Below are 26,344 nucleotides of genomic sequence, written 5' to 3' on the forward strand. Positions count from 1 at the left end.
GTTCGGTTCGGGGCGGGTGGGCCGGTCGTTGCTACCCGCTTACCGCCCCAGGTGCCCCAGCGGCAGCGCCCCCTGCGGCTTGATCGTCTTGATTGCGAAGTTGCTGCGGATATCCCGGATCCCCGGCAGCTTGAGCAGCGTGTCGGTCAGGAACCGCTCATAGCCGCGCAGATCCGGCACCACCACATGCAACAGGAAATCCGACTCGCCCGACACCAGAAAGGCGCTGACCACCTCGGGCAGGGCCAGCACGGCCAGGCGGAAGTTTTCCGCTTCGACCTCATGGTGCCGCTCGACCTTCACCCCCACGAACACCGTCAACCCCAGGCCGACTGCCTCGGCTTCGAGACTGGCATGGTAGCCGCGGATCACCCCGGCTTCTTCCAGCAGCCTCACCCGTCGCAGGCACGGCGAAGCCGACAGCCCGATTTCTTCAGCCAGTTGCACGTTGGTGAGGCGCCCGTCGCGCTGCAGTGCGCCAAGGATGCGTTGGTCGTAACCGTCCAGCTTGGGGTAGGTTGGGTCGTGGTTTGGCATAAGTGGCCTGTGGCTAGGTATCGAATTGGTACATCCTGCCAATAATAGCCCCGTTGCGGGCGCATAACGCAAGCACCTGCCTCGACCTTCCGGCATAGAATTTTCACTCTGTTGCCCCAGCCTGAGGTCGTTGAAATGGACGAAAAACTGCTCTACCTGACTGCCCTGACGATGATCTACCTGATGCCGGGCCCGGACATGATCCTGCTGCTGCAGACCGGTGCGCGCCAGGGGCGCCGCGCGGCGCTGGCGACCGTGCTGGGGCTGGCGGTTGCCCGTGCGTGCCACGTGACCCTGGCCGCCGTCGGGCTGGCGACGCTGTTCAAGGTACTGCCCTGGACGTTCGAGGTGGTCAAGTACACCGGGGCGGCCTACCTGCTGTGGCTGGGGGTGAAGATGTTCAGGCCCGTGGCGGGTGCAGTGCAGGGCCCGGGGGGTGCAGCGGTGCGGGGCACGTGGAGGGCGGCGATAGCGCAGGGCTTTCTGACCAACCTGCTCAACCCCAAGGCCTTGCTGTTCTGCTCGGTGCTGTTGCCGCAGTTCATCCACCCCGCACAGGGGGCGGTGGGTGAGCAGTTCGCGCTGCTGGGGCTGGTGCTGGTGGTGATGGGGATGATGTTCGATGGGGTGTATGCACTGGCCGGCGGGTGGGTCGGGCGCCAACTGGAGCAGCGCGCGCTGGCGCAGAAGGTTCAGCAGTGGGTGTTTGGTGGGCTGCTGGTGGGGTTTGCGGTTCGGTTGGTCTGGGTGCAGCAGGGGTGAGGGGCGGGCGGTTGGGGCGGGCCCGGCAGGCGCCAGTCGATGAAGTTGTGGCGCTCTTCAAACCGAGCGCCGCGCAGGCGGCGCACGACCCTGAGGGCACTGGATAGCCCAGGCCCTGCATCTCTCTTCATGAAGCTTTGGTGACAAAAGTTCGGTAGCAAAGCGCCACCCCCGTCATGGGTATGTGCAGTCACTGCGCAGCCGCACAGGGACGAAGGGAGTGGAGCGATGGGAACCATGGAACGCTACGCAAAAGTCGGAATGCAGGAACTCGATCAACGCCTGGCGAAGATCGTCGAAGCCGCGCGCAAGCAACCGGTGTCGGTGTACCGCTACGGCGCACCCTGGGTGTGGATCGTGTCCCAGGACGACTGGCAAAGCGCGCTCAAGGAAGTCTCCAGCTGCATCCCGCCAGGCCATTCGCTGGTGATGCTCAAGCCCAGGGTCGAGGAACTGCTGGCCGCCCACGCGCAGGAGCTGGCCGACCTGGCCCGGCGCAACGCGATGAGCATCGCCCCGCACACCCTGATGCACCTGCTGCTGTTGCAGCTGCTGTATTCGGTCCCCAGCGAAAAACAACTCTACGAACAGCTCAACTACAACCTGCTGTTCCGCTGGTTCGTGGGCCTGGAACTCAAGTCGCGGGTGTGGAGCTTCAACCTGTTCAGCCACGACCTCAACGCACTGCTGGCCTGCCAGCAGGCCACGCGCCTGCTGCAGTCGATCGTCAACGAGGTGTGCAACGCGGGCCTGGCGCAGATGCCCGAGTTCAGCCTCAACCTGGCCCAGCTGCACAGCTGGCTGGCCCGCCACGCCGGTCACGGCGGCGCAGACAACCATTCATAAGACACGGCCCTGGGCCAGACGGATTTCCTTGAACGAGGGGGCGGTGTGGAGCATTTGTTTTTCAACGGGTGGCGAGCCGGCGCAGTGATGCTGCTGGCCCTGGGAACCCACCACGCAAGCGCCGAACAGGCCGAGCGTCGCGTCGACATCAACGAGTACGTGGTGCGCGGCAACACGGTGCTCGATGCCCGCGCCATCGAGGAGGCGGTGTACCCCTACCTCGGCCCGCAGAAGACCCTGGTGGATCTGGAAGGCGCCCGCGAGGCCCTGCAGAAACGCTATCAGGCGCTGGGCTATCAGTCGGTGTTCGTCGAGCTGCCCGAGCAGCAGGTCGAAGGCGGCGTGGTGTACCTGCAGGTCAGCGAAACCAGGGTCGGCCGGGTACGAGTGGTCGGCGCCAGGCATTACTCGCCCGTGGAGATCCGCGAGCAGGTGCCGGCCCTGAGCGAGGGCCAGGTACCGGACTTTGCCAAGGTCCAGGGCGAACTGGCCGCACTCAACCGCGGCCCCGGGCGCCAGGTGATGCCACTGGTGCGCGAAGGCCAGCGCCCCGGCACCCTGGACGTCGACCTGCAGGTCGAAGACAAGCAGCCCTGGCACGCCAGCATCGGCCTGAACAACGACTACAGCGCCGACACCAGAAAGCTGCGCAGCGTGGCCACCGTGGGCTACAACAACCTCTGGCAACTGGGTCACAGCGTGTCGCTGACCTGGTTCACCGCCCCCCAGGACACCGACAACGCGCAGGTGTGGTCCGGTTCATACAGCGCGCCCCTGAACCCGCGCTGGACCCTGCAGGCCAGCGGCTACAAGTCCGACAGCAGCGTGGCCACCGTGGGCGGCAGCAACGTGCTGGGCAAGGGCCATTCCTACGGGCTGTCGGCGATCTACTCACTGGTGCCGGACGGCAACTGGGCCAACTCGTTTTCCGTGGGCATCGACTTCAAGGACTTCGACGAGCAGGTCGAACTGGGCGGCGAGCGCGATACCGTGCCGCTCAAGTACGCACCGATCACCCTGGCCTACAACGGCTTTCGCTACACCGAAGCCTCGCAACTGGGGCTGGGCCTGAGCCTGGTGGCCGGCACACGCCGGCTGTTCGGCTACGGCAGCGACGACGAGGCCTTCGACTACAAGCGCTACCGCGCCGACTCCAGTTTCGCCGCGCTCAAGGGCGATGCGAACTACACCTTCACGTTTGCCGGCGACTGGCAGAGCGCAACCAAGCTGGGCTTTCAACTGGCCTCCGGGGCCCTGGTGTCCAACGAACAGTTCGCTGCCGGCGGCGCCACCTCGGTGCGCGGCTACCTGGCCGCCGAACGCACCGGCGACGACGGCCTGCTGTTCTCCCAGGAACTGCGCACGCCCTCGCTGGGCCGCTACGTGGGCAGCTACATCAGCGACTGGCGCTTCTATGTGTTCGCCGAAGGCGCGCAGCTGTCGCTGCAGGACCCGCTGCCCGAGCAGGACGACCACTTCAGCCTGGCCAGCGTCGGCCTGGGCACCCGCGCCACCCTCAACGACTGGCTGTCCGGCAGCCTGGACTGGGGCCTGCCGCTCAAGGACGGCGCGAACACCGAGAAAAACCACTCGCGTCTGCACTTCAGCGTACAGGCAACCTTCTGACCCCATCGGCATCGACCCTGGAGACATTCCATGCAACGCCTCATCTTGACCCTGCTCATTTGCCTGGGCTTTGCCCTGCCGGGCAGCGCCAGTGCCTGGTGGCAGGACGACTGGCAGTTCCGCAAGCAGATTTCCGTCGACACCACGCCCCAGGGCGCGGCGCTGACCCAGTCGCTGGGCCGCACGGCACTGCTGGTACGCCTGCACACCGGCAATTTCAGCTTTGACGGGGTCAATGAAAACGGCGCGGACATCCGCTTCGTGGCCAGCGACGACAAGACCGTGCTCAACCACCAGATCGAAAGCTTCGACCCGCTGATGGGCATGGCGCTGATCTGGGTCGACGTGCCGGACGTGCAGGGCGGCCAGCGCCAGGACCTGTGGATGTACTACGGCAACCCCAAGGCGCAGCCGGCCAATGCGCAACCGGCCTTCGATGCCGACTACACCCTGCTGATGCACTTCGACGGCGCCGCACCGCGTGACGCCAGCCCCTACGGCAACCAGGCCCAGGGCAGTGCGGCGAGCATCGAGGGCATCATCGGTCGCGCCATCCAGTTCAACGGCCAGCCGCTGCTGCTGGCACCCAGCCCGTCGCTGCAACTGCCGGCTGGCGCCGCCTTCACCTTCAGCGCCTGGGTACGCCAGGACCAGCTGCTGGGCGATCAGTTGCTGCTGGCCCGCCATGAAGGCGAAAACCGCCTGCTGCTGGGTGTGAGCCAGGGCCTGCCGTTCGTCGAGGTCAACGGCCTGCGCAGCGCTGCCGGCCAGGTGCTCGATGCCGGCCAGTGGCAACACCTGGCGCTGGTGGGCGAGGGCGGTACGCTCAGCCTGCTGGTGGACGGGCGCCAGGTCGCCAGCCTGACCGCGGCGGTGCCGGCGTTCAATTCGACCCTGGCCATCGGCGCCGACCTGCCGCCGGCCGAGGGTCAGCCAGCCGGCGCCTATGTGCCGTTCGTGGGGGCGATGGACGAGCTGCGCCTGTCGCGCATCGCCCGCGCCGTGCCGGTGCTGCAGGCCGACGCGCTGGCCCAGGGCGCCGAGTCGCGCCTGGTGGTGTACGGGGTGGATGAAGAGCAGTCCGGTTTCGGTTTCGGCAGCCTGGGCTTTCTGCTCAAGGCGGTGCCGCTGGACGCCTGGATCATCATCGCGGTGCTGGTGCTGATGATGGTGCAGTCGTGGGTGATCATGCTACGCAAGAACCGCACCCTCAACCACGTCAGCCAGGCCAACCGGCTGTTTCGCGAGCAGTTCGCCAACATCGGCACGCGCCTTGAGATGTTCGCCGACGACACCGCCCTGGGCGAGCGCCTGACGCACTCGTCGCTGTGGCGCCTGTACCTGGTGGCGGTCAAGGAGATCCGTACCCGCCGCGCCCAGGGCTTCGACACCTCGGCGGTGTCGGCGGCCACCATCGAGGCCATTCGCTGCTCCATGGACGGGGTGCGCACCCGCGAGAACCAGGCGCTGGGCTCGAAGCTGTCGAGCCTGTCCAACGCGATTGCCGGCGGCCCTTACATCGGCCTGCTGGGCACCGTGCTGGGGATCATGGTGGTGTTCCTGGGCACCGCGATGGCCGGTGACGTGAACATCAACGCCATCGCCCCCGGCATGGCCGCGGCGTTGCTGGCCACCGCCATGGGCCTGTTCGTCGCGATCCCCGCGCTGTTTGGCTACAACCGCCTGATCACCCGCAACAAGGAGGTCAGCGCCGACATGCGCGTGTTCGTCGACGAGTTCATCACTCGCCTGGCCGAGCTGCATGGCGAAGGCCAGGCCGGCGAGGCCAGCCACCGGCGTGCTGCCCACGCTGCCCACCCGTCCGTACCGGCCTGAGGAGAGCGCCATGGCAGCCATGAATGCTTCCCACGACGATGACGACGACGCGGCCGTCGACAGCATCAACGTCACCCCGCTGGTGGATGTGCTGATGGTGGTGCTGGTGATGTTCATCCTCACCGCCACCGCGCAGGTGTCGGGCATCCAGATCCAGCTGCCCAAGGCCAGTGCCTCGGTGTCGCTGTCCCAGCCCAAGACCAAGGCGATCTCGGTCAACGATGCCGGGCAGGTGTTTCTCGACGCCTACCCGGTGACCCTGGCCGAACTGGAAGAGCGCCTGCGCAGCGAGAAGGCGCGCAGCCCGGACTTCCCGATCATCGTGCGCGGCGACGCGGCGGTGCAGTACCAGAAGGTGGTCGAGGTGCTCGACCTGTTGCGTCGGCTGGAGCTGGCCCAGGTCGGGCTGGTGACCGGCAAGCCGAACCAGGGTTGAGGATGCCCATGAACCAGAAGTTCGATAGCCGGCGCCTGCTCAAGTGGGGCGCCGTGGCACTGGTGGGCGCGGGCCTGGCCTGGTTGCTGTGGCAGTGGGCCAACGACATGAGCGGGGTGCGCCGCGAGGCACCGAAGATCCCCGCGATCATTCCGCTGCCGCCCCCCCCACCGCCGCCGCCCCCCGAGCCCCCCAAGGAACCGGAGCCGCCCGTGGAAGAGAAGATTGTCGAGCCGCAGCCGGTGCCCGAGGCCGAGGAGGTCAAGCCGGCCGAGGAGGCGCCGCCGAGCCCGGCCGATGACATGGCCAACCCGATGCAGATCGACGGCGATGCACAGGCCGGCGGGGACGCTTTCAACATCGGTGCCGGCAAGGGCGGCGGCATGGCCGGCGGCGGTGGCGGGCTGGGTAGCGGCAGCTACGGCCAGTTCCTGGCGTATGCCTTCCAGCGCCTGCTGCGCGACAACCCCGAGCTGCGCAACCTGACCTTCAACCTGCAGGGCGATGTTTGGCTCAGCGAAACCGGCGAGGTGACCCGCGTCGAGCTGGTGCGCTCCAGCGGCGATGCCGCGGTGGACGCCCAGGTGCTGGCCGCGTTGCGCGCCGCCCCGGCCATGACCCAGCGCCCGCCGGCGAGCCTGACCCTGCCGGTGCGCATCGCCTTGCAGGGGCGCCGCGGATGAACCCGGCGCCCGATCCCTACGACGCACGACTTACCAACAGGAGCGGTAAATCCATGATGTGCTCAGTGAACCGATTGACCCTGGCAGTCGGCCTGGTGGTCGCCGCGGCGGTCGGTCCGGCCGTGGCGCAGACCCCGGCGCCGTCGCAGAACGCGACGATCAACCTGATCCGCCTGCTGGTGCAGCAGGGTGTGCTCAAGCAGGACCAGGCCCAGGCCCTGATCGACCAGGCCGAAAGCGAGGCGGTGCAGGCCCGCGCCAGCGTGGCGGCGGTGCCGGCGGCCAATGGCGAGGTGCGCGTGCAGTATGTGCCGGCCATCGTGCGCGACCAGATCCGCGACGAGGTCAAGGCCGAGGTGATGGCCCAGGCCAGGCAGGAGAACTGGGCCGCGCCCAACACCTTCCCCGACTGGGCCTCGCGCATCAGCTTCGATGGCGACGTGCGCCTGCGCGACGAGTCGCGCTACTTCTCGGGCAACAACAGCAACGAGATCATCGATTTCGCCAAGCTCAACGCCGACGGCCCCTACGACGTCAACCCCAACAACGGGCGCAACCTGCCGCCGCTGCTCAATACCCGCGAAGACCGCGAGAACCTGCTGCGCCTGCGCGCGCGCCTGGGCCTGAAGGCGGTGCTGTCGCCGAGCTGGACGGCGGGTATCCGCATCGGCACCGGCAGCGACAACGGCCCGGTGTCCACCACCCAGACCCTGGGCGGCGGCTTCGGCAAGAAGGACCTGTGGCTCGACCAGGGCTACCTGAGCTGGGTGGCCAGCGAGCGCGTGACCCTGACCGGCGGGCGTATCGCCAACCCGTTCATGTCCACCGACATGCTGTATTCCAACGACCTCAACTTCGACGGCGTGGCGGCCCTGTTCAACCAGCCGCTGAGCGACAGCCTGAGCCTGTTCGGGACCCTCGGCGCGTTCCCGGTGGAGTACAGCGCCGACACCGCCAGCAGCAACGGGCTGGACAAGGAGAGCAGCGACAACAAGTGGCTGTACGGCGCGCAGCTGGGCGCCAACTGGCAGATCAACGACAGCAACCGGCTCAAGGGCGCGCTGGCCTACTACCGCTTCGACGACATTGCCGGCGAACGCTCCGGGGCATGCGAGCCGTGGAACGGCGACCCTGGCTGCGACAGTGACGGCAGCCGCCCGACCTTCATGCAGAAGGGCAACACGCTGTTCCTGCTGCGCGACATCACGCCCAACCCGGCCAACCCGGCCGCCACCCCGCAGCCGCAGTTCGTGGGGCTGGCGTCGGAGTTCAACCTGCTGGACCTGAACGCGGTATGGGACACCGAGCTGCCGCACGACTTCAAGCTGCGCAGCCAGGCCAACTACATCCACAACCTGGCCTACGACGAAGGCGAGATGCGCAAGCGTTCGGCCGGCCAGTTGGCCAACAACCTCGACAGCGACGGCAACATCAAGAGCGGTGCCAATGCGTGGATGGTGCAGTTCACCCTGGGCAACGCGCTGGAGCTGAAAAAGCAGGGCGACTGGAACCTGTTCGCCGGCTACAAGCACATCCAGCCCGATGCCTTGCCCGACGGCTTCAACGATTCCTCGTTCCACCTGGGCGGCACCAACGCCAAGGGCTACATCCTCGGTGCCAACTACGGCCTGGACCAGAACGTGTACGCCACGGCGCGCTGGATGAGTACCGAGGCGGTGTACGGCGCGCCGTTCGATATCGATGTGCTACAACTTGAAGTCAACACGCGCTTCTAGCAGGCGCGCACAGGGAGAAAGAGCATGAACAAGCGAGCCTATCGGGCCTGTTGTTCGTACCTGCTGGTGGCGTTGGGCGTGAGCTGGGCGGGGGTGGCTGCGGCCGAAGGCATGGAAGAGCGCCTGCGCACCCAGCTGCGCAGTACCACCCAGCAGTTGCAGGCGCTGCAGAGCGAACAGGCGCAGGCTTCGGCGGCGCGCCAGAGCGCCGAGCAGCAACGCGATGCGGCCCAGGCCCAGGTGCAGCAACTGACCGCGCAACTGGCCCAGGCCCGTGGCCAGGCCGAGCAGCTGCTGGGCCAGCAGCAGGCCCTGCACGGCCAGGCGCAGGCGCTGGTGGCCAGCAGCAACGCGCAACTGGGCAAGTACAAGCAGGCCTACGACGAGCTGCTGGGCATGGCCAAGGCCAAGGAAGCCGAGCGTGCGCGCCTGGCCGCCAGCCTGGCCGAGCGCGAGCAGCAGGTGCTGGCGTGTTCGGCAAAGAATCAGCAGATGTACGGGGTCGCCAAGGGGATTCTTGCGGCCTACGAAAAGATCGATGTGGCGGATGTGATGAAGATGCGCCAACCCTTTGCCGGGGGCGCCCGGGTGAAGTTCGAGGAACTTGCCCAGGCCTACGGCGATCAGCTGTACCAGACCCAGTTCGATGCCGCGCAGGGCGGCAGCAAACCGCAAGTCAATTGACACAAGGAAGCGAAGCCATGAGCGACAACCAACTGATCGAAACCGTCAGCGCCGACTCTCTGACCACCCTGTTGCAGGATGCAGGTTGCCGAGTCAATCGCAGCGAGCAGAATGCCGTGGTGCAACTGCTCAGTGCCAGCCAGGGCGTGGGCTATGCGGTGCGCTTTGGCAACCGTGCCGAGCGCGAGGGCGAGTTCCTCGACTTCACCTACAGCTGCGCCCTGCGCATCCAGGGTGAGCTGCCGGCCGGGCTGGCCGAACGCTGGAACGTGTCGCGCCGCTTCGCGCGGCTGTCGGTGCAGGGCGAGTTCCTGGTGATGGAGATGGACGTGATGGTGGCCGACGGCGTCAGCCACAAGCACCTGCTGGGCAGCCTGGTGCTGTGGGACCGCCTGCTGCAGGAGTTCATCGTGTACCTGCGCGACTACAGCCGCAACGTGGCCCAGGTGCAGGACGAGGCGGTGGCCGGGGCTGAAGCGGTGAGCGCTTCGTGACTCGACGTACGCTGTGGGCCGGCGCGGGCGCGCTGGCCGTTCTGGGCGTGGCAGTGGTGTTGGCACTGCGCACGGGGGATGACCCGGTGGCAGCCAGCGCGAAAGCGCCGGCGGTTGCCGCTGTGGCGAGCGATGCGGGGCCGGCGCTGGCGCGCCTGGGCGACCAGCAGGTCAGCGTGGAGGAGCTCAAGGCGCTGTTCGCCAAGCTGCCGGCGCCGGCGCGCGAGGAACTGAGCGGCAATCGCCAGGCCCTGGAGGGCTGGATTCGCTCGCGCCTGGCGGAAAAGGCGCTGTACCAGCAGGCCCAGGCCCAGGGCTGGTCGGAGCGTCCCGATGTGCAGGCGCAGACCCATGCGGTGGTGGAGCAGATCGTGCTGCGCGACTACCTGAACTCGGTCAGCCAGGTACCGGCCGACTATCCCAGCGAGGCTGAACTGCAGGCGGCCTACGAGAACGGCAAGGCCAGCCTGCAACTGCCCACGCGCTATCACCTGAGCCAGATCTTCCTGGCGGTGCCGGACGAGCAGTCGGTGGCACGCGTGCGCAAGCAGGCGCTGGCCCTGAGCAAGCAGGCCCAGGCTGCCAATGCCGACTTTGCCGCGCTGGCCAGGGCCAACTCGCAGGACCGCGAGAGTGCGCAGCGTGGCGGCGACAGTGGTCTGCAGCCGCTGAGCCAGTTGCTGCCGCAGGTGCGCGATGCGGTGCCGCAGCTCAAGGAAGGGGCGGTGAGCGAGCCGTTGCAGAGTGCGGCGGGCTTTCACATCGTCAAGCTCATCGAGGTGCAGCCGCCGCGTGTGGCCAGCCTGGACGAGGTGCGCGACAGCCTGCGTGACCTGTTGCGGGCCCAGCGCCAGGAACAGGTGGCCCGGGCCTACGTGGACGGCATGTTCAACAGCGCGACGCTGAGTATCGATGGCGCTGCGCTCAATCAGGTCATGGACGCCAGCCGCTAGGCGGCGTCGATCAAGGAAGAGCGGGCCCTGGCCGGGGCCCGGCAGGAGGCGAGGATGCCGATGTTCGATATGCCGCACTACGTGCCCGATTATCCGCCGGCCGAGCCGCTGGCCAAGGTGCGGGCCGGGCTGGGCTGGGTGCAGGACGAGCAGATGCTCAGCTGTTTTCTGGCCAGTGCGCGGTGCGGCTGCTTCATGCAGGCTGCGCGCAGCCTCAACCTCAAGTCCACCCTGTTGCGCAAGAAGCTGGCGCAGCTGGAAGCGCGGGTGGGGTATCCATTGTTCGTCAACCGCGGCCATGCCCTGGTGCTCAGCCGCGAGGGGCGCCAGTTGCAGGCGTTGCTGCAGTCGAGCCTGAGCAGCAAGCCACAGGCCATGACCGCGCTGGATGCGCCGGTGCTGGTGCACCTGGCGGTGGCCGAACCGATCATGCAGGACATTCTGGCGCGCAACCTGGTGGCCTTCGTGCGCCAGAACGCCGGGATCCGCCTGGACGTCAGCGGCCTGGATGCACAGGGATTGGCGCAGGCCGATGTAGTGCTGTGGCTCGATGACGAGGCGGGCAGCGTGCCGCTGCCGGGGTTTGCCGGCGAGGCGCCGACGCGCCTGGCGCAGCTGGAGTATCACCCGCACATTGCCAAGCGCTATTCGCGCGAGAGCAACCGGCCGGTGTGCCGGGACGACCTGCGCGACTACATGCTGGTGCAGTGGCAGGGCGAGGCCCAGGTGGCGGCGCTGGCGCCGTGGAACCGCCTGTTGAACGAGCGCGAGGCGGGGGTGACGCGGGTGCCGGGCTACGGCCTGTTCAGCCAGTTGATCAAGTGCAGCGCGTGCATCGGCTTGCTGCCGCATTATGCGGCGCAGCTGGACCGTGGCCTGCTGGCATTGCCGGGGTTGCTGGAGGCGCCGATGCGCCGCACGGTGTGGCTGGCGGTGCATGAGCGTGCGGCGCAGGCGGCGTTGGTGCAGGTGCTGGTGACCATGATCCGGGCCGCGTTCGAGGAGCGTCGGGAGTGGTTCTGAAGGGGCGCGGTGCCCTGTAGGCGCCGGCTTTGCCGGCGAACCGGCGCCGCACCTCAGACGATAAAACGCGTGACCAGCGTGGTCAGTTGCGTGGCCAGCTGCGACAGCGCATGGCTGGCGACGCGGGTCTGCTCGGCGCCCGCCGCCGAGCGGCCCGACAATTCACGAATGTTCAGCAGGTTGCGATCCACCTCGCGGGCCACCTGGGCCTGCTCCTCTGCCGCGCTGGCAATCACCAGGTTGCGCTCGTTGATCTGGCCGATGGCCGTGTAGATGCCCTCCAGCACCTGGCCTGACGCCTGGGTGATGCCCAGCGTGGACTGCGCGCGGCCGGTACTGGCCTGCATCGAGTCCACCGCCGCCTGGGTGCCCTGTTGCACGCTGTTGATCATCTGCTCGATTTCCTGGGTCGATTGCTGCGTGCGGTAGGCCAGGGTCCTGACCTCATCGGCCACCACCGCAAACCCGCGCCCGGCCTCGCCGGCACGCGCCGCCTCGATGGCGGCATTGAGCGCCAGCAGGTTGGTCTGCTCCGACACCGAACGGATCACCTCCAGCACCGTGCCTATCTCGCGAATCTGCACCGCCAGCTGTTGCAGGCGCTCGCCGCTGATCGCCACTTCGCGAGCCATGGCCTGGGTGCCGTCGATGTTGTCGGCCACCTGCTGGCGGCTCTGTTCGGCCAAGGCATTGGAGGCACTGGCCGCCTGGGAGGTGGACACCGCATTGCGCGCCACTTCCTCGACCGCCGTGGTCATCTCGGTAACCGCCGTGGCGGCCTGTTCCAGCTCCTGGTCCTGCTGGCGCAGGCTCTGGGTGCTCTGCTCGGTCACGCTGTCCAGGGCCTGGGCGGCGCTGGACAGCTGCGTGGCGCAGGCGGTGATCTGCCCCAGGGTATCGCGCTGGCTGTGCTGCATGCGCTCCAGTTCGGCGAACAGCTGGCCGATCTCGTTGTGGCTGCGCACCGTCACCGGCACGCTCAGGTCGCCCCCGGCAATGCGCTGAAAATGCACGCCGGCCTCGCGCAGCGGGCGTAGCACACGGGCGACGATAAAGGCCCAGCACACGGCGGCCAGCACCAGGGTCAACAGCCCCAGCAGCACGCTCAGCCACTGGGCCGTGGCCAGGCGCTGGTCGGACTCGGCCATGATCTGCCGGCTGCGCTCGGCCAGGGCTGCCACCAGTTGCTGGCGCAGCGCCTGCAGGCCACGCATGGCGTTGCCGGCATCCACGTTGACGGTGAAGTAGTCGTCCAGCGAGCCCTTGAGCGTGGCGGCGCGCTGCCCGGCCACGGCGTTGGCGTAGTCGGCGAAGGTGCGCTGCAGGTCCTGGGCCAGGGCCTTTTGCGCCGGCTCATGGGTGTTGGTGACGAAGGCGTCGACCAGCGCCTGGCTGTCGCCCAGCAGCTTTTGCGACATGGCCAGGCGCGCCTTGGCACTGTCGAGGTGGCCGCCTTGCTGCTCGATAAAGCCCGACGACACGTTGGCACTGGCGCGAATCGCCATCAGCAGCGCGTTATTGAGGCGGTCGGACTGCTGGGCGGTCTGGTCCAGCTCGTTGATCTGCGCGTCGCTGCCCACCGCCGCCCGCCAGGCGCTGACGGTGGAAAACAGCAGGGTGGCGCTGAACAGCAGCAGCACCCAGAACATTCCGGTGCGGATCTTGAGGTCGGCAAGCATGCGGGCATTACTCCTGGCAGTAAAAAATACCCCCACTCTGTGCGGTGGGTAGGCTGCTATCGGAGGCGCGGCGCATGACTTTAGGGGGCGACGACGGGTTCTGTTCGATTACCGCACAGCCTTTGTTTCAGCGGCCCTCGTGCTGGCGGCGGTAGGCGCCGGGCTGCACGCCGATGGCCTTGCCGAACGCCCGGGTGAAGGCGGCGATGGACTGGTAGCCCACCGCTGCGCAGACCTGCTCGACGGTGTTGTTGGCCTTGAGCAACTGGCAGGCGTGACGCATGCGCAGCGCCAGCAGCACCTGGCCCGGCGACTGGCCGGCCAGCTCGTTGAAACGCTTGAAGAAGGCCGAGCGCGACAGCCCTGTGCAGGCGGCCATGCTCTCCAGCGACCAGGGCTGTTCGGGGTGTTCGATCAACTGCTCCAGCAGCGGGGCGAACGCGGGGTGACGGGCCAGGGCGACCAGGCCGCCAAGGTCCTGGTTGTCGCTCACCTGCTGGCGCAGCACGTACAAGAACAGCAACTGGCTCAGGCGCTCCAGCAGGGTGGAGGAGGGTGCGGGGGTGCGCTGGCATTCCTCCAGGATCAGTTCGAATAGCGCCCGCGCCGCCTGCAGCGACGGGTCGCCGGTGCGCAGGATGATCCAGTCGGCCAGCGACTCGGCCATCAGCGACGACAGCCCCGGCTGGAAGTGAAAGAACCCGCACACCAGCCCCACGCCATCCGCCGCCTGGCTGTCGAGTGCCTGCATCGGGATGCGCGGCTGGCAGCGCGCGGTGTCGCTGTCGGCGCTGTCGGACAGGCGATAGGGCAGGTCGCGCAGCAGGAACACCGCCTCGCCGGCCTCCAGCCGCTGCGGCTCGGGCTGGCCGTCGATGTGCAGCCAGCAGTGGCCCTGCACCACCACATGAAAGCTGGCCCGGGCCAGGCCCTGGGTGCTGGCGTGCCAGCCACCGCAGTAGCGCCCCACATGGAACAGGCTGGCGTCCAGTTCCAGACGCTCTAATAACCAATCGACCAAAACGCTGGAAGAAATCATCTAATGGAAACACTCAGGAGCAAGTAATCGCGACTGTAGAATATGGATCGGTTTTCTTATAACCAACAGACTTGGCGAACACCTTCAGTATGCAGGAGACCACGCCATGTCACGCATCACTCTACACACCGTGCAAAGCGCCCCGGAAGCCGCGCGCCCGTTCCTGGAGAACGCGCAGAAGAATTCCGGCTTCATTCCCAACCTGCTGGGCGTGCTGGCCAACGCGCCGGCCGCGCTGGAAACCTATGTGACGGTTTCGGCGCTCAATGGCAAGGCCGAGCTGAGCCTGGCCGAGCGCGAAGTGGTGCAGCTCATTGCCGCCACCCAGCACGGCTGCGACTTCTGCGTGGCCGGCCATACGGCGGTGGCGCTGAACAAGGCCAAGCTGCCCGAAGAAGTGGTGCAGGCCCTGCGTGCGCGCGGCGAGTTACCATCGCCCAGGCTCGAAACCCTGGCGAAGTTTGCCCGCGAAGTGATTGCCACCCGTGGCAATGTGAGCGATGCCACCTACGCTGAGTTTCGCGAGGCCGGTTACACCGAAGGCCATGCCCTGGAAGTTATCCTGGGGGTGAGCCTGGCCACGCTGTGCAATTTCGCCAACGTGTTTGCGCGCACGCCGCTCAATGACGAGCTGGCCAAGTATCGCTGGCAGGCCGACGCTCAGTGAGCCCCGTGGCGCCAGTGTGTGGCTGGCGCCCTGTTCTAAGGAGGAAAGAACATGCTTGATCCCGTATTGCAGCACTGGCTGGAGGCCAATGCCGAGGCGCTCGACCAGGGCCGGTGCGACCCGCAGCAGGTGCTGGGGCAACTGGCCGCAGCCAAGGTGCTGGGTGTGGGTGTGGACCCGCGTCAGGGCGGCAGCGGCGCCAGTGTGGCCGACGCCGTGGAAACCGTGGCCAGCGTTGCCAGCTATTCGCTGGCCGCCGCCTTCGTGTTCTGGGGCCAGCGGGCCTTTATCGAATACCTGCTGCACAGCCCCAACAGCGCCCTGCGCGAGCGCCTGCTGCCGTCGTTGCTCAGCGGTGAGCTGGCCGGTGCCACCGGGCTCTCCAACGCAATGAAGTTTCTGTCCGGCATCGAGTCGCTGCAGGTCAGCGCCACGGCGCGCGGCGAGCAGGGCTGGGCGCTCAACGGGCGCCTGCACTGGGTCACCAACCTGCGCAAGGGCGGCTTCGTGGTGGCCGCCGCCATCGACCGCGCCGAAGGCGGTGCACCGTTCGTGGTGGCGATCCCCGACGGCATCGCGGGGGTGCAGCGCTCCCCCGACCTGCAACTGATGGGGCTGCAGTCGAGCAATACCGCCGCGCTGGATTTCGATCAGGTGGCCCTGGGCCGCGACTGGCTGCTGCATGAGGATGCCCGGCAGTTCCTGCCGGCGGTGCGCCCGGCGTTCCTGGGCCTGCAGTGCGGCATGGCCATCGGCCTGGCGCGGCGCGCCTTGCAGGAAGCGCAGGGGCACCTGCAGGGGGTGCGTTCGGTGCTGGCGCAAACCCTCGAGGCGCAGCGCGAGCTGCTGGCCGATGTGGTGAGCGAGCTCAAGGCCGGCCTGCTCGACGGGCGCTTCCTGGGCAACCCGGCGTCGCTGTTCAAGGTGCGCATCAGCCTGGCCGAGATCGTTGGCGAGGCGCTGCAACTGGAGCTGCAGGCCAGCGGCGGCAAGGCCTACCTGAGCGAGTACGGCGCAGGCTTTGCGCGGCGCTGGCGCGAGTCGGCGTTCGTGCCGATCGTGACCCCGAGCCTGGTGCAACTGCGCGCCGAGCTGCAACGCCAGGCACGCGCAGCATGAGCAAGGTGGTACTGCAGGCCCGCGGTATCAGCCTGGGCTACGCCCGCGAACAGGGCTGGCAAACCCTGCTCGAAGGCTTCGACCTGGACCTGGCGCCGGGCGAAGTGGTGTCGATCCTGGGCCCCAGCGGGGTGGGCAAGTCCAGCCTGCTGCGGGTACTGGCCGGCTTGCAGGCGGCGCGCGATGGTCGCGTGAGCCTGCTCGGCGAGCCGCTGGACGGCCCGCATCCACGGGTGGCGGTGGCGTTCCAGGACCCCAGCCTGCTGCCCTGGCTGAGCCTGGAAAGCAACGTCGCCTTCGGCCTGGATTTCGCTCGCCAGCCGCGTTTGGCCAAGGCCGAGCGCGAGGCGCGCATCGACCATGCGATCGCCGCCGTGGGCCTGCAGCATGCACGCCAGCATTACCCGGCGCAGTTGTCCGGCGGCATGGCCCAGCGCACCGCGCTGGCGCGCTGCCTGGCGCGCCAGCCCCATGTACTGCTGCTGGACGAGCCCTTTGGCGCGCTGGACGAAGTGACCCGCGCCGACATGCAGCAACTGCTGCTGAGCGTGATCGCCGAACACGGCACCGCTGCGGTGCTGATCACCCACGATATCGACGAGGCCCTGCTGTTGTCCGACCGCATCCTGCTACTGGGCGACCACCCGGCGCGGACCCTCGGCCAATGGCCCATCGACCTGGCGCACCCGCGTGAGCAGCAGGTCGAGGCGCTGGGCGCGTTGCGCATCGAGATTCTCAAGACCCTTCGGCGGGCGAGCCGCACCCACACTTCCCCAACCGATTCTTTGCCTACGCCGTCGGAGACTGCCCATGTGCCTGGACGACTTCACCCACACTCGTCGTGATTTTCTCAAACTCAGCGCGGTGCTCAGTGCCGCCGGTGCGATGCCGCTGCTGAGCAGCCTGCAGGCGCGTGCCGCCGCCGAGCCGGATGCGCCGGTGCGCATCGGCTACCTGCCGATCACCGACGCCACGCCGTTGCTGGTGGCGCACAACAACGGCCTGTTCGAGGCCGAGGGCATCAAGGCCGAGCGCCCGGTGCTGCTGCGCAGCTGGGCGCAGGTGATCGAGGCGTTCATTTCCGGGCAGGTCAACGTGATCCACCTGCTGTCGCCGATGACCGTGTGGGCGCGTTACGGCAGCAAGGTGCCGGCCAAGGTGGTGGCCTGGAACCACGTGGGCGGCTCGGGGCTGACCGTGGCCCCGGACATCACCGAGGTGAAGCAGCTGGGCGGCAAGACGGTGGCGATCCCGTTCTGGTACTCCATTCACAACGTGGTGGTGCAGCAACTGTTCCGTGATAACGGCTTGGAGCCGGTGTCGCGGGCGGCTACGGCTGCGGTGGCGGCCAACGAGGTCAACCTGGTGGTACTGCCGCCTTCGGACATGCCGCCGGCGTTGGCCAGCAAGCGCATTGCCGGCTACATCGTCGCCGAGCCGTTCAATGCCCTGGCCGAGGAACTCAAGGTCGGGCGCGTGCAGCGCTTTACCGGGGACGTGTGGCGCAACCATGCATGCTGCGTGGTGTTCATGCACGAGCACGACCTGAACAACCGCCCCGAGTGGTCGCAGAAGGTGGTCAACGCCATCGTCAAGGCCCAGCTGTGGACCCGCGACCACCGCGCCGAGGCGGCGCAGATTCTGTCCAAGAGTGGCGCCAATCGCTATACCCCGCATGCCCCCGAGGTGCTGGGCCGGGTGCTCACGCCGGCTGCCGACAGCCGCGAACAGTATGTGCAGAGCGGGGCGATCCGGCATGCGCAGTGGGACGAGCAGCGCATCGACTTCCAGCCGTACCCGTTCCCCAGCTACACCGAGGAACTGGTGCGCCGCCTCAAGGACACCCTGATCGAAGGCGACAAGGGCTTCCTGGCCGCACTGGACCCGCAACAGACCGCCCGCGACCTGGTGGATGACCGCTTCGTGCGCAACGCCATCGGTGCCGTCGGCGGGCTCAAGGCCTTCGGCTTGCCCGACAGCTTCGAGCGCAGCGAGGAGTTCGCGGTCTGATGGTCAAGCCAGTCAAACACGCGGCCCTGGGTATCGCCGGGCTGCTGGTGCTGTTGTTGCTGTGGTGGGGTGGGATCGTGCTGTTCGGCGGTGACGGGCTGGCCTTGCGGTTTGCGCCGCAGGCCACCTTTGCCAGCCTGCTGGAGCTTTTGGGGCATGCCGAGCTGTACGAGCATGTGGCGGTGAGCCTCAAGCGCATTCTGGTGGGGTTGGTGCTGGCGTTGCTGGTGGGCGTGCCGCTGGGTTTGCTGGTGGGCAGCTACCGGCGCCTGGACGCGGCGACCACCCCGGCGTTCCAGTTCCTGCGCATGATCTCGCCGCTGTCGTGGATGCCGGTGGTGGTGATGCTGATGGGGGTGGGTGATGCGCCGATCTACTTCCTGCTGGCGTTTGCCGCGTTGTGGCCGATCTTGCTCAACACGGCGGCGGGTGTGCGTCAGCTCGACCCGCGCTGGTTGCAGTTGAGCCGCAGCCTGAGCGCCACGCGCTGGGAGACCTTGCGCAAGGTGATCCTGCCGGGGGTGGTGGGGCATGTGCTGACCGGCGTGCGGCTGGCCATCGGCATATTGTGGATCGTGCTGGTGCCGTGCGAGATGCTCGGGGTGAGTGCGGGGCTGGGGTATTTCATTCTGGATACCCGCGACCGGCTGGCGTACTCGGAGCTGATGGCGATGGTGCTGGTGATCGGGGTGCTGGGCTTCATGCTGGATGCACTGGCGCGAGGGCTGCATCGGCGCTGGGTGCATGGGTGAGGGGCTGACCCCTTCGCCGGCAAGGCCGGCTCCTGCATTGGCTCCAGGTCGTGGGGGCAGCCCGGCACCTCACATCGAACACGCCCGCCGATACTCCCCCGGCGTCACGCCGTACGCCTGCTTGAATTGCCGGTTCAGATGACTCTGGTCCGAATACCCCAGCGCAAACGCAACGTTGAACGGCAGGCAATCAGCCTTGAGCAATTCCCGTGCACGGCTCAGCCGGCGCTGCTTGAGCCAGGCATGCGGCGGCAGGCCGGTAGCCTGGCGAAACACCCGGGCAAAATGAAACGGCGACAACCCCACCGCAAGCGCCAACTCCTCCAGCGACGGCGGGTAGGCCAGCCGGCTTTCCATCAGCTCCTTGGCCCTGGCCACCGACTGCGGCTCCTGCCCCGGTGCCCGCGCCTCGCGCGCCCCGGCATGACGCTGCACCAGCAGCAACACCGCCTCGCGCCAGGCGGTCTGCTGCTCCAGCGCACTGGCGCCATGCTCGGCCAGGCTGTGCAAGCCACTGAAGGCACGCGCCAGCTGCGGGTCGTGCAGCACGCTGGCCTTGAAGATGGGCAGGCCGCCGCGCTTGAGCTCCAGCTCGTCCAGCACCGAGGTGATGCGCTCCTGCTCGGGGTAGTAGCCACGGTAGCGCCAGCCGTGGGCATGCGCCTTGGCACCGGTGTGCAGCTCGTCCGGGTTGATCAGCACCATGCTGCCCTCGGGCGCCAGGTGCTCGCTGCCACGGTGCCAGAAGCGCTGTGCACCGGACTCGATGATGGTGATCACGTAGCCTTCGTGCACATGCGGGGCGAAGCGCTGCTGCACGTAGCGCGCATGCAGCATCTCGATGTCGCCCAGCGCCTGGGCCTGCCACAGGCGGGTCTGTTCACGCAGCACGGTTTTCATGGGGCGCCGTTCAACCACCAGCGCAGCACGAAGAACAACCCCATGCTCAGCAACATGCTGAGCAGCACGCTGCGGGTCCACAGCACCAGCACGACGGCCACGATCGCGCCCAGCAGGTAGGGGTTGGCCAGGCTCAGGTCGAGCTGGTGGTCAGGCATGAACACGATCGGCCCGCAGATGGCGGTGAGCATGCCCGGCACGGCAAACCCCAGGAACTGCCGCGCATTGGAACTCAGGCGCAACGGCAGGCGGGGTTCGAGAAAGGCGTAGCGGTTGAGAAACACCAGCAGGCCCATGGCAACGATCAGCAGCATGATCATGTGCGTGCTCCGGTCAGTTTCTGGCAGATGAAGCCTGCGCTCATGCCCAGCAGCCCGGCCAGCACCAGCGCGGTTTCCCAGTGCCAGTAGCTGAACAGCACCGAGCTGAACAGGGCCACCGCCACGCAAACCACGGTGGCCAGGTTGCGTACCAGCGGCGCGATCAGCGCCACGAAGGTGGCGACGATGGAGAAGTCCAGGCCCAGCTGGTCCAGGTGCGGGATGTTGCGCCCCAGCACGATGCCGGCCAGGGTGAACAGGTTCCAGGCAATGTAGAAGGTCAGGCCCACACCCAGCGCGTACCAGCGGTTGAACTGCTGGCGGTCGTACTGGCTGGTGAGGGCGAAGAATTCGTCGGTCAGCAGAAAGCCCAGGCCCAGCCGCCAGCGCAGCGGCAGGTCGGCGATCACCGGGCGCATCGACAGGCCGTACAGCAGGTGCTGGGAGGTCAGCAGCAGGGTGGTGAGCAGGATCGAGAACAGGTTGGCGCCGCCCTTGAGCATGCCAATGGCCACCAGTTGCGCGGCGCCGGCGAACACGATGGCCGACAGGCCCTGGCCTTCGAGCGGGGTGAGGTTGGCCTCGATGGCCATGGAACCGGCCAGCAGCCCCCAGGGGGCCACCGCCAGCGACAGCGGCAGGCAGGCGATCGCGCCTTGGATGTAGGCAGTGCGGGCAACGGCAGAACGGGACATGACAACACACGCTTGGGGTCGGTTGCACAGGATGCCAGAGCCGTGGGCGCTTGCCTTGTACGATCTTGCGGTGCCCGCGTACTTCAGCGCTGGCTGGTGAGGCGTCGCTGCGCCGGCAGGCAGCCGTTGATGTCGACGGCCTTCTGGTAGTAGGTAAGGCGCTGGCCCGGGTCGATGGTGCCCAGCAGGCGGTAGACCTCGGCCTGGAAGTCACGCTGGCGCCCCCACTGCATGTTCAGCCCCTGGGGCTGCTGGCGATTGCATTCAAGGCGCACCGCCGGCTGCGGGTAATAGGGGGCGTACAGGGTGTTGTTCAGCGGTATGCGTTCCAGCGCCTGGCGGTAGTCGGCGCTGTCGCTGAAGGCCGGGCACCAGGTGGTGATGCCCAGGGCGGCCGGGGCGAAGCCCTGGCGAATGCTGGCTTCGAGCAGCGGGCAGGCGGACCTGGCGATGTCGTTCTGCGGCAGGTAGGTGATGTAGAACAGCGCCAGGCGGTACTGCGCCACCGGGTGGTCGAGTTCGGCCGCCTTGCGCAGCAGCGCCACCGCCGGTTCCAGGATGCGCCCCAGCGCCTCGACCTCGCCGATCAGCTCCTGGTCGCCGGGCTCGGGGGTCAGTGGCAGGGCACGGCTGCGTGCATCGGCCTGCTCCAGAAACGGCAGGGCCTGGCGGTACAGCAGGTCGGCGTGGGGGTCGATGCGCACCTCATCGGCCAGGGCCAGGGCGGGCAGCAGACAGAGCAGGCTGATGTAGCGACAGGCAGAAAACACGTTAACGTTCCATCCGCGAAAAAAGGGCAGCGCTGGTCATGTCGGTATCCGGCTATCCATGGTTGGGTGGGGCTCCTGGGTCGGCATTCTAGCGGTTGGCGGCACCGGGGCAAACAGCCGTTGCTCCATGAAGTCGATGAATACCCGCAGCTTGGGCGACATCTGTCGCCCCGATGGCCACAACAGGTACAGACAACCGCCGTGGTCCAGGTGTTCATCCAGTACCGTCACCAATTCGCCGCGTTCCAGTTGCTGGGTGATGGTGAAGTCCGGCAGGCAGGCGATACCGTGGCCGCGCATGGCAAAGCAGATGCGTGTTTCCAGGTGGTTGCACACCATCGACACCGGCACCTCGTGGTCGGCGCCGTTGTCGGCGCGGCGCAGTGGCCAGCGCTGGAGTTTGCCGGTGGTCAGGAAGCGGTAGTGCAGCCCGGCGTGACGGGCCAGCTCGCGGGGATGGCGCGGTGTGCCGTGCTCGGCGAAGTAGGCCGGCGAGCCCACCAGCACATGCCGGAAGTCGCCCAGGCGGCGGGCATTGAGACGCGAATCGGAGGGTTCGCCGGCCCGCAATACCACGTCGAAACCTTCGCCGACGATATCCACCATGCGGTCGCTGAAGTCCAGGTCCAGTTCGATCTGCGGGTACTGCCCGATGAAGTCGCTGAGCAGCGGCACGATCATGCTGCTGACCTGGGGCAGGCTCACCCGCAGCTTGCCGCGCGGGGCCTGGCTGGCCTGGGACAGCTCGGCTTCGGTGGCTTCGATTTCGGCCAGGATGCGCCGGCTGCGCTCCAGAAACAGCGCGCCCTCGGCAGTGAGGGTGATGCTGCGGGTGCTGCGGTGGAACAGGCGTACCGCCAGCCGGCTCTCCAGCCGCGCCACGCGCTTGCCCACCGCCGAGGCGCTGACCCCCAGGGCCTTGCCGGCGGCCACGAAACTGCGGGTTTCGGCCACTTTCACAAACACCACGAAGCCGCTGAGGCTGTCCATGGTCGTTCTCCGATTGCGGACAGGTGTGTCCGGATTGTGCGGAATTCTACCCGTCTTTTTCCGCAGTGGCGGGAAGGATTACCGTGCAGTCACTTTTTTATTTCAGGAGTTTGCACCATGTCCCAGAGCAGTTGCCCGGCCCAGGCCGCAGCAGGGGTGGAGGCCGAACCGGCGTTCCCGTTGTCCGGCCTGCTGGCGTTGTCGATGGCCGGCTTCATCGCGATTCTCACCGAGACCCTGCCGGCCGGCCTGCTGGGGCACATCGCCAGCGGCCTGCAGGTCAGCGAGGCGATGGCCGGGCAACTGGTCACGGCCTATGCGCTGGGCTCGCTGCTGGCGGCGATCCCGCTGGTGACCCTGACCCAGGGCTGGCGCCGACGCAGGGTGCTGATGCTGGCGGTGCTCGGCTTCGGGGTGTTCAACACGGTGACGGCGGTGTCCGAGCACTACACCCTGACCCTGGTGGCGCGCTTCATGTGCGGGGTGGCGGCCGGCCTGGCGTGGGGCGTGATCGCCGGGTACGCACGGCGCATGGTCAGCGTGAGCCAGCAGGGCCGGGCGATGGCGGTGGCCATGATCGGCGCGCCCCTGGCGCTGTCGCTGGGGGTGCCGGCGGGCACCTGGCTGGGCGACCTGCTGGGCTGGCGCAGCACCTTCGTGCTGGTGTCGCTGGCGACCCTGGTGCTGATGGGCTGGGTGCTGCTCAGCGTGCCGGACTTCGACGGCCTGCCGGCCGGCAGGCGTGCCGCCATCGGCCAGGTGCTGGCCACCCCCGGGGTGAGCGCGGTGCTGGCGGTGATCTTCACCTGGGTGCTGGCGCACAACGTGCTGTACACCTACATCGTGCCGTTTCTGCAGGCCGGCGGCATGGCCGGCAGCACCGGCCCGGTACTGCTGCTGTTCGGCTGCGCCGCGCTGGTGGGGATTGGCGTGGTGGGCGTGCTGATCGACCGCCACCTGCGCCGGCTGGTGCTGGGCAGCCTGGTCGGTTTCGGCGTGGCGTCGGTGCTGCTGGGCCTGGCTACCGGTGCGCCGCTGCTGGTGTACTTCAGTGTGGCGCTGTGGGGCCTGAGCTTCGGCGGCGCCGGCACCCTGCTGCAGACCGCCAGTGCCGATGCGGCGGGCGAGGGTGCGGACGTGGCGCAGTCGATGATCGTCACCGTGTGGAACCTGGCCATCGCCGTGGCCGGGCTGGTGGGCGGCGTGCTGCTGAGCCACTGGGGCGTGCAGAGTTTCCCGTGGCTGCTGCTGGCGCTGGTGGGGCTGGCGTTGACCCTGACCCTGCGTTCGCACCGGCACGGTTTTCCGCTGGGGCGGCGCAATGCCGGGTAAGCCCGGCACTATCAGGTAGAATCGGCGCATTGACAGGGGTACGAGGTTGCAGCGGTGGAGGTTCAACAGGGCTTTGTCCTGACCCGGCACTGGCGGGATACGCCAGAGGGCACATGCGTGGAGTTCTGGCTGGCGACCGACCAGGGCCCGCGCCAGTTGCGCCTGCCCGTGCAGACGTCGGTGGCGTTCGTCGCCGCCACCCAGCGTGCCCATGTCGAGGCGGTGCTGCGCACCGAACGCGACGTCGAGCTGCGCGAGCTGGCGCTGTGCGACTTCCGCCACCGACCGGTGCTGGGCCTGTACTGCCGCCAGCATCGCCAGCTGATGCAGCTGGAAAAACGCCTGCGCGCCGCGGGCGTCGACCTGCTGGAAGCCGACATCCGCCCGCCCGAGCGCTACCTGATGGAGCGCTTCATCACTGCCCCGGTGACGTTCAGCGGCCGCCCCGATGCCGACGGCCTGCTGCTCGACGCCCAGCTCAAGCCGGCCCCGGACTACCGGCCGAACCTGCGCCTGGTGTCGCTGGACATCGAGACCACCGAGCGCGGCGAGCTGTATTCGATTGCCTTGGAAGGTTGTGGCCAGCGCCAGGTGTACATGCTCGGCCCGGCCAACGGCGACGCCAGTGGCGTGGACTTCGACCTGGAGTACTGCGCCAGCCGTGCCCAGCTGCTGGAGCGCCTGAACGACTGGATGGCCCGGCACGACCCCGACGCGATCATCGGCTGGAACCTGGTGCAGTTCGACCTGCGCGTGCTGCACGCCCATGCCCAGCAGTTGCAGGTGCCGCTGCGCCTGGGGCGCGGCGGCGAGGTGATGGAATGGCGCGAGCACGGCAGCCGCACGCACTTTTTTGCCGCCGCTGCCGGGCGCCTGATCATCGACGGCATCGAGGCGCTGCGGTCGGCGACCTGGAGCTTCCCCTCGTTCAGCCTGGAGAACGTCGCCCAGACCCTGCTCGGCGAAGGCAAGGCCATCGATACGCCGTACCAGCGCATGGACGAAATCAACCGCATGTTCGCCGAGGACAAGCCGGCCCTGGCGCGCTACAACCTCAAGGACTGCGAGCTGGTCACGCGCATCTTCGCCAGGACCGAGCTGCTGACCTTTCTGCTCGAACGCGCCACGGTCACCGGCCTGCCGGCCGACCGCAGCGGCGGTTCGGTGGCGGCGTTCTGTCACCTGTACATACCGCTGATGCACCGCCAGGGCTTTGTCGCCCCAAGCCTGGGCGGGCGCCCGGACGAGGCCAGCCCCGGCGGCTTCGTGATGGATTCGCGCCCCGGCCTGTACGAGTCGGTGCTGGTGCTGGACTACAAGAGCCTGTACCCGTCGATCATCCGCACCTTCCTGATCGACCCCATCGGCCTGGTCGAGGGCCTGCGCGAGCCGGATGACGAACACTCGGTGCCGGGTTTTCGCGGCGCACGCTTCTCGCGCACACGGCATTGCCTGCCGGCCATCGTCGAGCACGTGTGGCAGGGCCGCGAGCAGGCCAAGCGCGAACACAATGCGCCGCTGTCGCAGGCGCTGAAGATCATCATGAACGCCTTCTACGGGGTGCTTGGTTCCAGTGGCTGCCGCTTTTTCGACCCGCGCCTGGCGTCGTCGATCACAATGCGCGGGCACGCGATCATGCGCCGCACCCGCGAGCTGATCGAGGCCCAGGGCTACACGGTGATCTACGGCGATACCGACTCGACCTTCGTGTGGCTCAAGCGGGCCCATGACGAGGCGCAGGCCGGGGAGATCGGGCGTGCCCTGGTGCAGCAGGTCAACCAGTGGTGGCGCGAGCACCTGCGCGATGAGTACGGCCTGGACAGTGCGCTGGAGCTGCAGTACGAAACCCACTACAAGCGCTTTCTGATGCCCACCATCCGCGGTGCCGAGGAGGGCAGCAAGAAGCGCTATGCAGGCCTGGTGCACCGCGAGGGCGGGCCCGACGAGATGGTCTACAAGGGCCTGGAGGCCGTGCGCACCGACTGGTCGCCGCTGGCCCAGCACTTTCAGCAGGAGCTGTACCAGCGCATTTTCGAGCGCAGGCCGCACCAGGCCTATGTGAAGGACTACGTGCAGCGCACCCTGGCCGGGGAGCTGGACGATCAACTGGTCTACCGCAAGCGCCTGCGCCGGCCCCTGGACGACTACCAGCGCAACGTGCCGCCGCATGTGCGGGCGGCACGCATGGCCGACGAGTTCAACGACAGCCAGGGGCGGCCACGCCAGTACCAGAATGGCGGGTGGATCAGCTACGTGATGACCCTGGCCGGGCCCGAGCCTTTGGAAAACCGGCGCAACGGCATCGACTACGAGCATTACCTGACCCGGCAGCTGCAGCCGGTGGCCGATGCGATACTGCCGTTTGTGGGGGATGACTTCAGCACCCTGATCGATCGGCAGATGGGGTTGTTCTGATGGGGCTGTTGCGCCCCTGCACACCACCATTGAGCGAACC

General features: G+C 67.6%; 25 protein-coding genes and 1 pseudogene. 18 read left to right on the plus strand and 8 right to left on the minus strand.

Annotation, left to right across the window (positions count from 1 at the left end):
* Window positions 1-39 precede the first annotated feature (39 nt).
* On the minus strand, window positions 40-537 hold the full coding sequence (locus CR917_RS23600) for an Lrp/AsnC family transcriptional regulator (RefSeq protein ID WP_058541157.1): 498 nt from the start codon (window positions 535-537) through the stop codon (window positions 40-42).
* A gap of 135 nt (window positions 538-672) precedes the next feature.
* Between CR917_RS23600 and CR917_RS23605 the strand changes: the two genes are divergently transcribed.
* From CR917_RS23605 to CR917_RS23655, 11 genes and pseudogenes are all read left to right on the plus strand, one after another.
* Entirely contained in the window at window positions 673-1,299 is a 627-nt protein-coding gene (locus CR917_RS23605; RefSeq protein ID WP_078481895.1) for a LysE family translocator, read from the plus strand.
* A gap of 531 nt (window positions 1,300-1,830) precedes the next feature.
* Window positions 1,831-2,145: pseudogene (locus CR917_RS28255) on the plus strand (transposase); the annotation flags it as partial.
* Window positions 2,146-2,232: 87 nt separating this feature from the next.
* Window positions 2,233-3,771 carry a ShlB/FhaC/HecB family hemolysin secretion/activation protein gene (locus CR917_RS23615; protein WP_088515468.1) on the plus strand — a complete coding sequence of 513 codons (1,539 nt, stop codon included), beginning with the start codon at window positions 2,233-2,235 and terminating at the stop codon, window positions 3,769-3,771.
* A gap of 30 nt (window positions 3,772-3,801) precedes the next feature.
* A complete protein-coding gene (locus CR917_RS23620) occupies window positions 3,802-5,607 on the plus strand; it encodes a DUF2341 domain-containing protein (protein WP_054916079.1) in 1,806 nt (601 codons plus the stop codon).
* A gap of 10 nt (window positions 5,608-5,617) precedes the next feature.
* Window positions 5,618-6,043 (plus strand): biopolymer transporter ExbD, encoded by a 426-nt coding sequence (locus CR917_RS23625; protein ID WP_043860333.1) that lies wholly within the window; start codon window positions 5,618-5,620, stop codon window positions 6,041-6,043.
* A gap of 8 nt (window positions 6,044-6,051) precedes the next feature.
* A complete protein-coding gene (locus CR917_RS23630) occupies window positions 6,052-6,726 on the plus strand; it encodes an energy transducer TonB (protein WP_371920444.1) in 675 nt (224 codons plus the stop codon).
* A 53-nt stretch (window positions 6,727-6,779) separates the two neighbouring features.
* On the plus strand, window positions 6,780-8,462 hold the full coding sequence (locus CR917_RS23635) for a putative porin (protein WP_104573033.1): 1,683 nt from the start codon (window positions 6,780-6,782) through the stop codon (window positions 8,460-8,462).
* Between the two features lie 24 nt (window positions 8,463-8,486).
* Window positions 8,487-9,146 (plus strand): hypothetical protein, encoded by a 660-nt coding sequence (locus tag CR917_RS23640; protein ID WP_043860179.1) that lies wholly within the window; start codon window positions 8,487-8,489, stop codon window positions 9,144-9,146.
* Window positions 9,147-9,163: 17 nt separating this feature from the next.
* Entirely contained in the window at window positions 9,164-9,640 is a 477-nt protein-coding gene (locus tag CR917_RS23645) for a YbjN domain-containing protein (RefSeq protein WP_043860180.1), read from the plus strand.
* The gene (locus CR917_RS23650) at window positions 9,637-10,593 is read left to right on the plus strand and encodes a peptidylprolyl isomerase (protein WP_058541152.1); all 957 of its coding nucleotides are present in this window, start codon (window positions 9,637-9,639) and stop codon (window positions 10,591-10,593) included. Before CR917_RS23645 ends, CR917_RS23650 begins: the two co-directional genes overlap by 4 nt.
* 54 nt (window positions 10,594-10,647) lie before the next feature.
* Window positions 10,648-11,616, plus strand: coding sequence for a LysR family transcriptional regulator (locus tag CR917_RS23655; protein WP_104573034.1), 969 nt, complete (start codon window positions 10,648-10,650; stop codon window positions 11,614-11,616).
* A gap of 53 nt (window positions 11,617-11,669) precedes the next feature.
* Here the strand turns inward: CR917_RS23655 and CR917_RS23660 are convergent, their stop codons facing one another.
* Both CR917_RS23660 and CR917_RS23665 read right to left on the minus strand, forming a co-directional pair.
* The gene (locus CR917_RS23660) at window positions 11,670-13,295 is read right to left on the minus strand and encodes a methyl-accepting chemotaxis protein (RefSeq protein ID WP_104573035.1); all 1,626 of its coding nucleotides are present in this window, start codon (window positions 13,293-13,295) and stop codon (window positions 11,670-11,672) included.
* Between the two features lie 127 nt (window positions 13,296-13,422).
* Window positions 13,423-14,334, minus strand: a complete 912-nt coding sequence (locus tag CR917_RS23665) for an AraC family transcriptional regulator (protein WP_043860183.1) — start codon at window positions 14,332-14,334, stop codon at window positions 13,423-13,425.
* Between the two features lie 106 nt (window positions 14,335-14,440).
* Here CR917_RS23665 and CR917_RS23670 point away from each other — a divergent pair, with 106 nt between their 5' ends.
* The 5 genes from CR917_RS23670 to CR917_RS23690 are packed head-to-tail and all read left to right on the plus strand — an operon-like array spanning window position 14,441 to window position 18,882.
* Complete coding sequence (locus CR917_RS23670; RefSeq protein ID WP_043860184.1) at window positions 14,441-15,001, plus strand: carboxymuconolactone decarboxylase family protein; 561 nt, start codon at window positions 14,441-14,443, stop codon at window positions 14,999-15,001.
* Window positions 15,002-15,052: 51 nt separating this feature from the next.
* Window positions 15,053-16,120 carry an acyl-CoA dehydrogenase family protein gene (locus CR917_RS23675; protein WP_058541149.1) on the plus strand — a complete coding sequence of 356 codons (1,068 nt, stop codon included), beginning with the start codon at window positions 15,053-15,055 and terminating at the stop codon, window positions 16,118-16,120.
* Window positions 16,117-16,965 (plus strand): ABC transporter ATP-binding protein, encoded by an 849-nt coding sequence (locus CR917_RS23680; protein ID WP_043860186.1) that lies wholly within the window; start codon window positions 16,117-16,119, stop codon window positions 16,963-16,965. The genes CR917_RS23675 and CR917_RS23680 overlap by 4 nt, the downstream gene beginning before the upstream one ends.
* Window positions 16,931-18,130 (plus strand): ABC transporter substrate-binding protein, encoded by a 1,200-nt coding sequence (locus tag CR917_RS23685; protein WP_104573036.1) that lies wholly within the window; start codon window positions 16,931-16,933, stop codon window positions 18,128-18,130. Before CR917_RS23680 ends, CR917_RS23685 begins: the two co-directional genes overlap by 35 nt.
* Window positions 18,130-18,882 (plus strand): ABC transporter permease, encoded by a 753-nt coding sequence (locus CR917_RS23690; protein WP_054916072.1) that lies wholly within the window; start codon window positions 18,130-18,132, stop codon window positions 18,880-18,882. The genes CR917_RS23685 and CR917_RS23690 overlap by 1 nt, the downstream gene beginning before the upstream one ends.
* 69 nt (window positions 18,883-18,951) lie before the next feature.
* Here the strand turns inward: CR917_RS23690 and CR917_RS23695 are convergent, their stop codons facing one another.
* The 5 genes from CR917_RS23695 to CR917_RS23715 form a co-directional block, all read right to left on the minus strand.
* Window positions 18,952-19,782, minus strand: a complete 831-nt coding sequence (locus CR917_RS23695) for an AraC family transcriptional regulator (protein ID WP_058541147.1) — start codon at window positions 19,780-19,782, stop codon at window positions 18,952-18,954.
* Window positions 19,779-20,102, minus strand: a complete 324-nt coding sequence (locus CR917_RS23700; protein ID WP_043860190.1) for an AzlD domain-containing protein — start codon at window positions 20,100-20,102, stop codon at window positions 19,779-19,781. Before CR917_RS23700 ends, CR917_RS23695 begins: the two co-directional genes overlap by 4 nt.
* Window positions 20,099-20,797, minus strand: coding sequence for an AzlC family ABC transporter permease (locus CR917_RS23705; RefSeq protein WP_058541146.1), 699 nt, complete (start codon window positions 20,795-20,797; stop codon window positions 20,099-20,101). The genes CR917_RS23700 and CR917_RS23705 overlap by 4 nt, the downstream gene beginning before the upstream one ends.
* An 83-nt stretch (window positions 20,798-20,880) precedes the next feature.
* The gene (locus tag CR917_RS23710) at window positions 20,881-21,567 is read right to left on the minus strand and encodes a hypothetical protein (RefSeq protein ID WP_043860192.1); all 687 of its coding nucleotides are present in this window, start codon (window positions 21,565-21,567) and stop codon (window positions 20,881-20,883) included.
* 36 nt (window positions 21,568-21,603) lie between these two features.
* Window positions 21,604-22,557: a LysR family transcriptional regulator gene (locus CR917_RS23715; RefSeq protein ID WP_078480214.1), complete on the minus strand. Its 954-nt coding sequence runs from the start codon at window positions 22,555-22,557 to the stop codon at window positions 21,604-21,606.
* Window positions 22,558-22,674: 117 nt separating this feature from the next.
* On the opposite strand from CR917_RS23715, the gene CR917_RS23720 reads away from it, so the two are divergent.
* Together CR917_RS23720 and CR917_RS23725 are read left to right on the plus strand one after the other, a co-directional pair.
* Window positions 22,675-23,889 (plus strand): MFS transporter, encoded by a 1,215-nt coding sequence (locus CR917_RS23720; protein WP_104573037.1) that lies wholly within the window; start codon window positions 22,675-22,677, stop codon window positions 23,887-23,889.
* Between the two features lie 54 nt (window positions 23,890-23,943).
* Window positions 23,944-26,304 carry a DNA polymerase II gene (locus tag CR917_RS23725; RefSeq protein ID WP_104573038.1) on the plus strand — a complete coding sequence of 787 codons (2,361 nt, stop codon included), beginning with the start codon at window positions 23,944-23,946 and terminating at the stop codon, window positions 26,302-26,304.
* Window positions 26,305-26,344: the final 40 nt, after the last annotated feature.

The organism is Pseudomonas sp. BRM28 (assembly GCF_002939405.1).
GTDB classification, from domain to species: domain Bacteria; phylum Pseudomonadota; class Gammaproteobacteria; order Pseudomonadales; family Pseudomonadaceae; genus Aquipseudomonas; species Aquipseudomonas palmensis.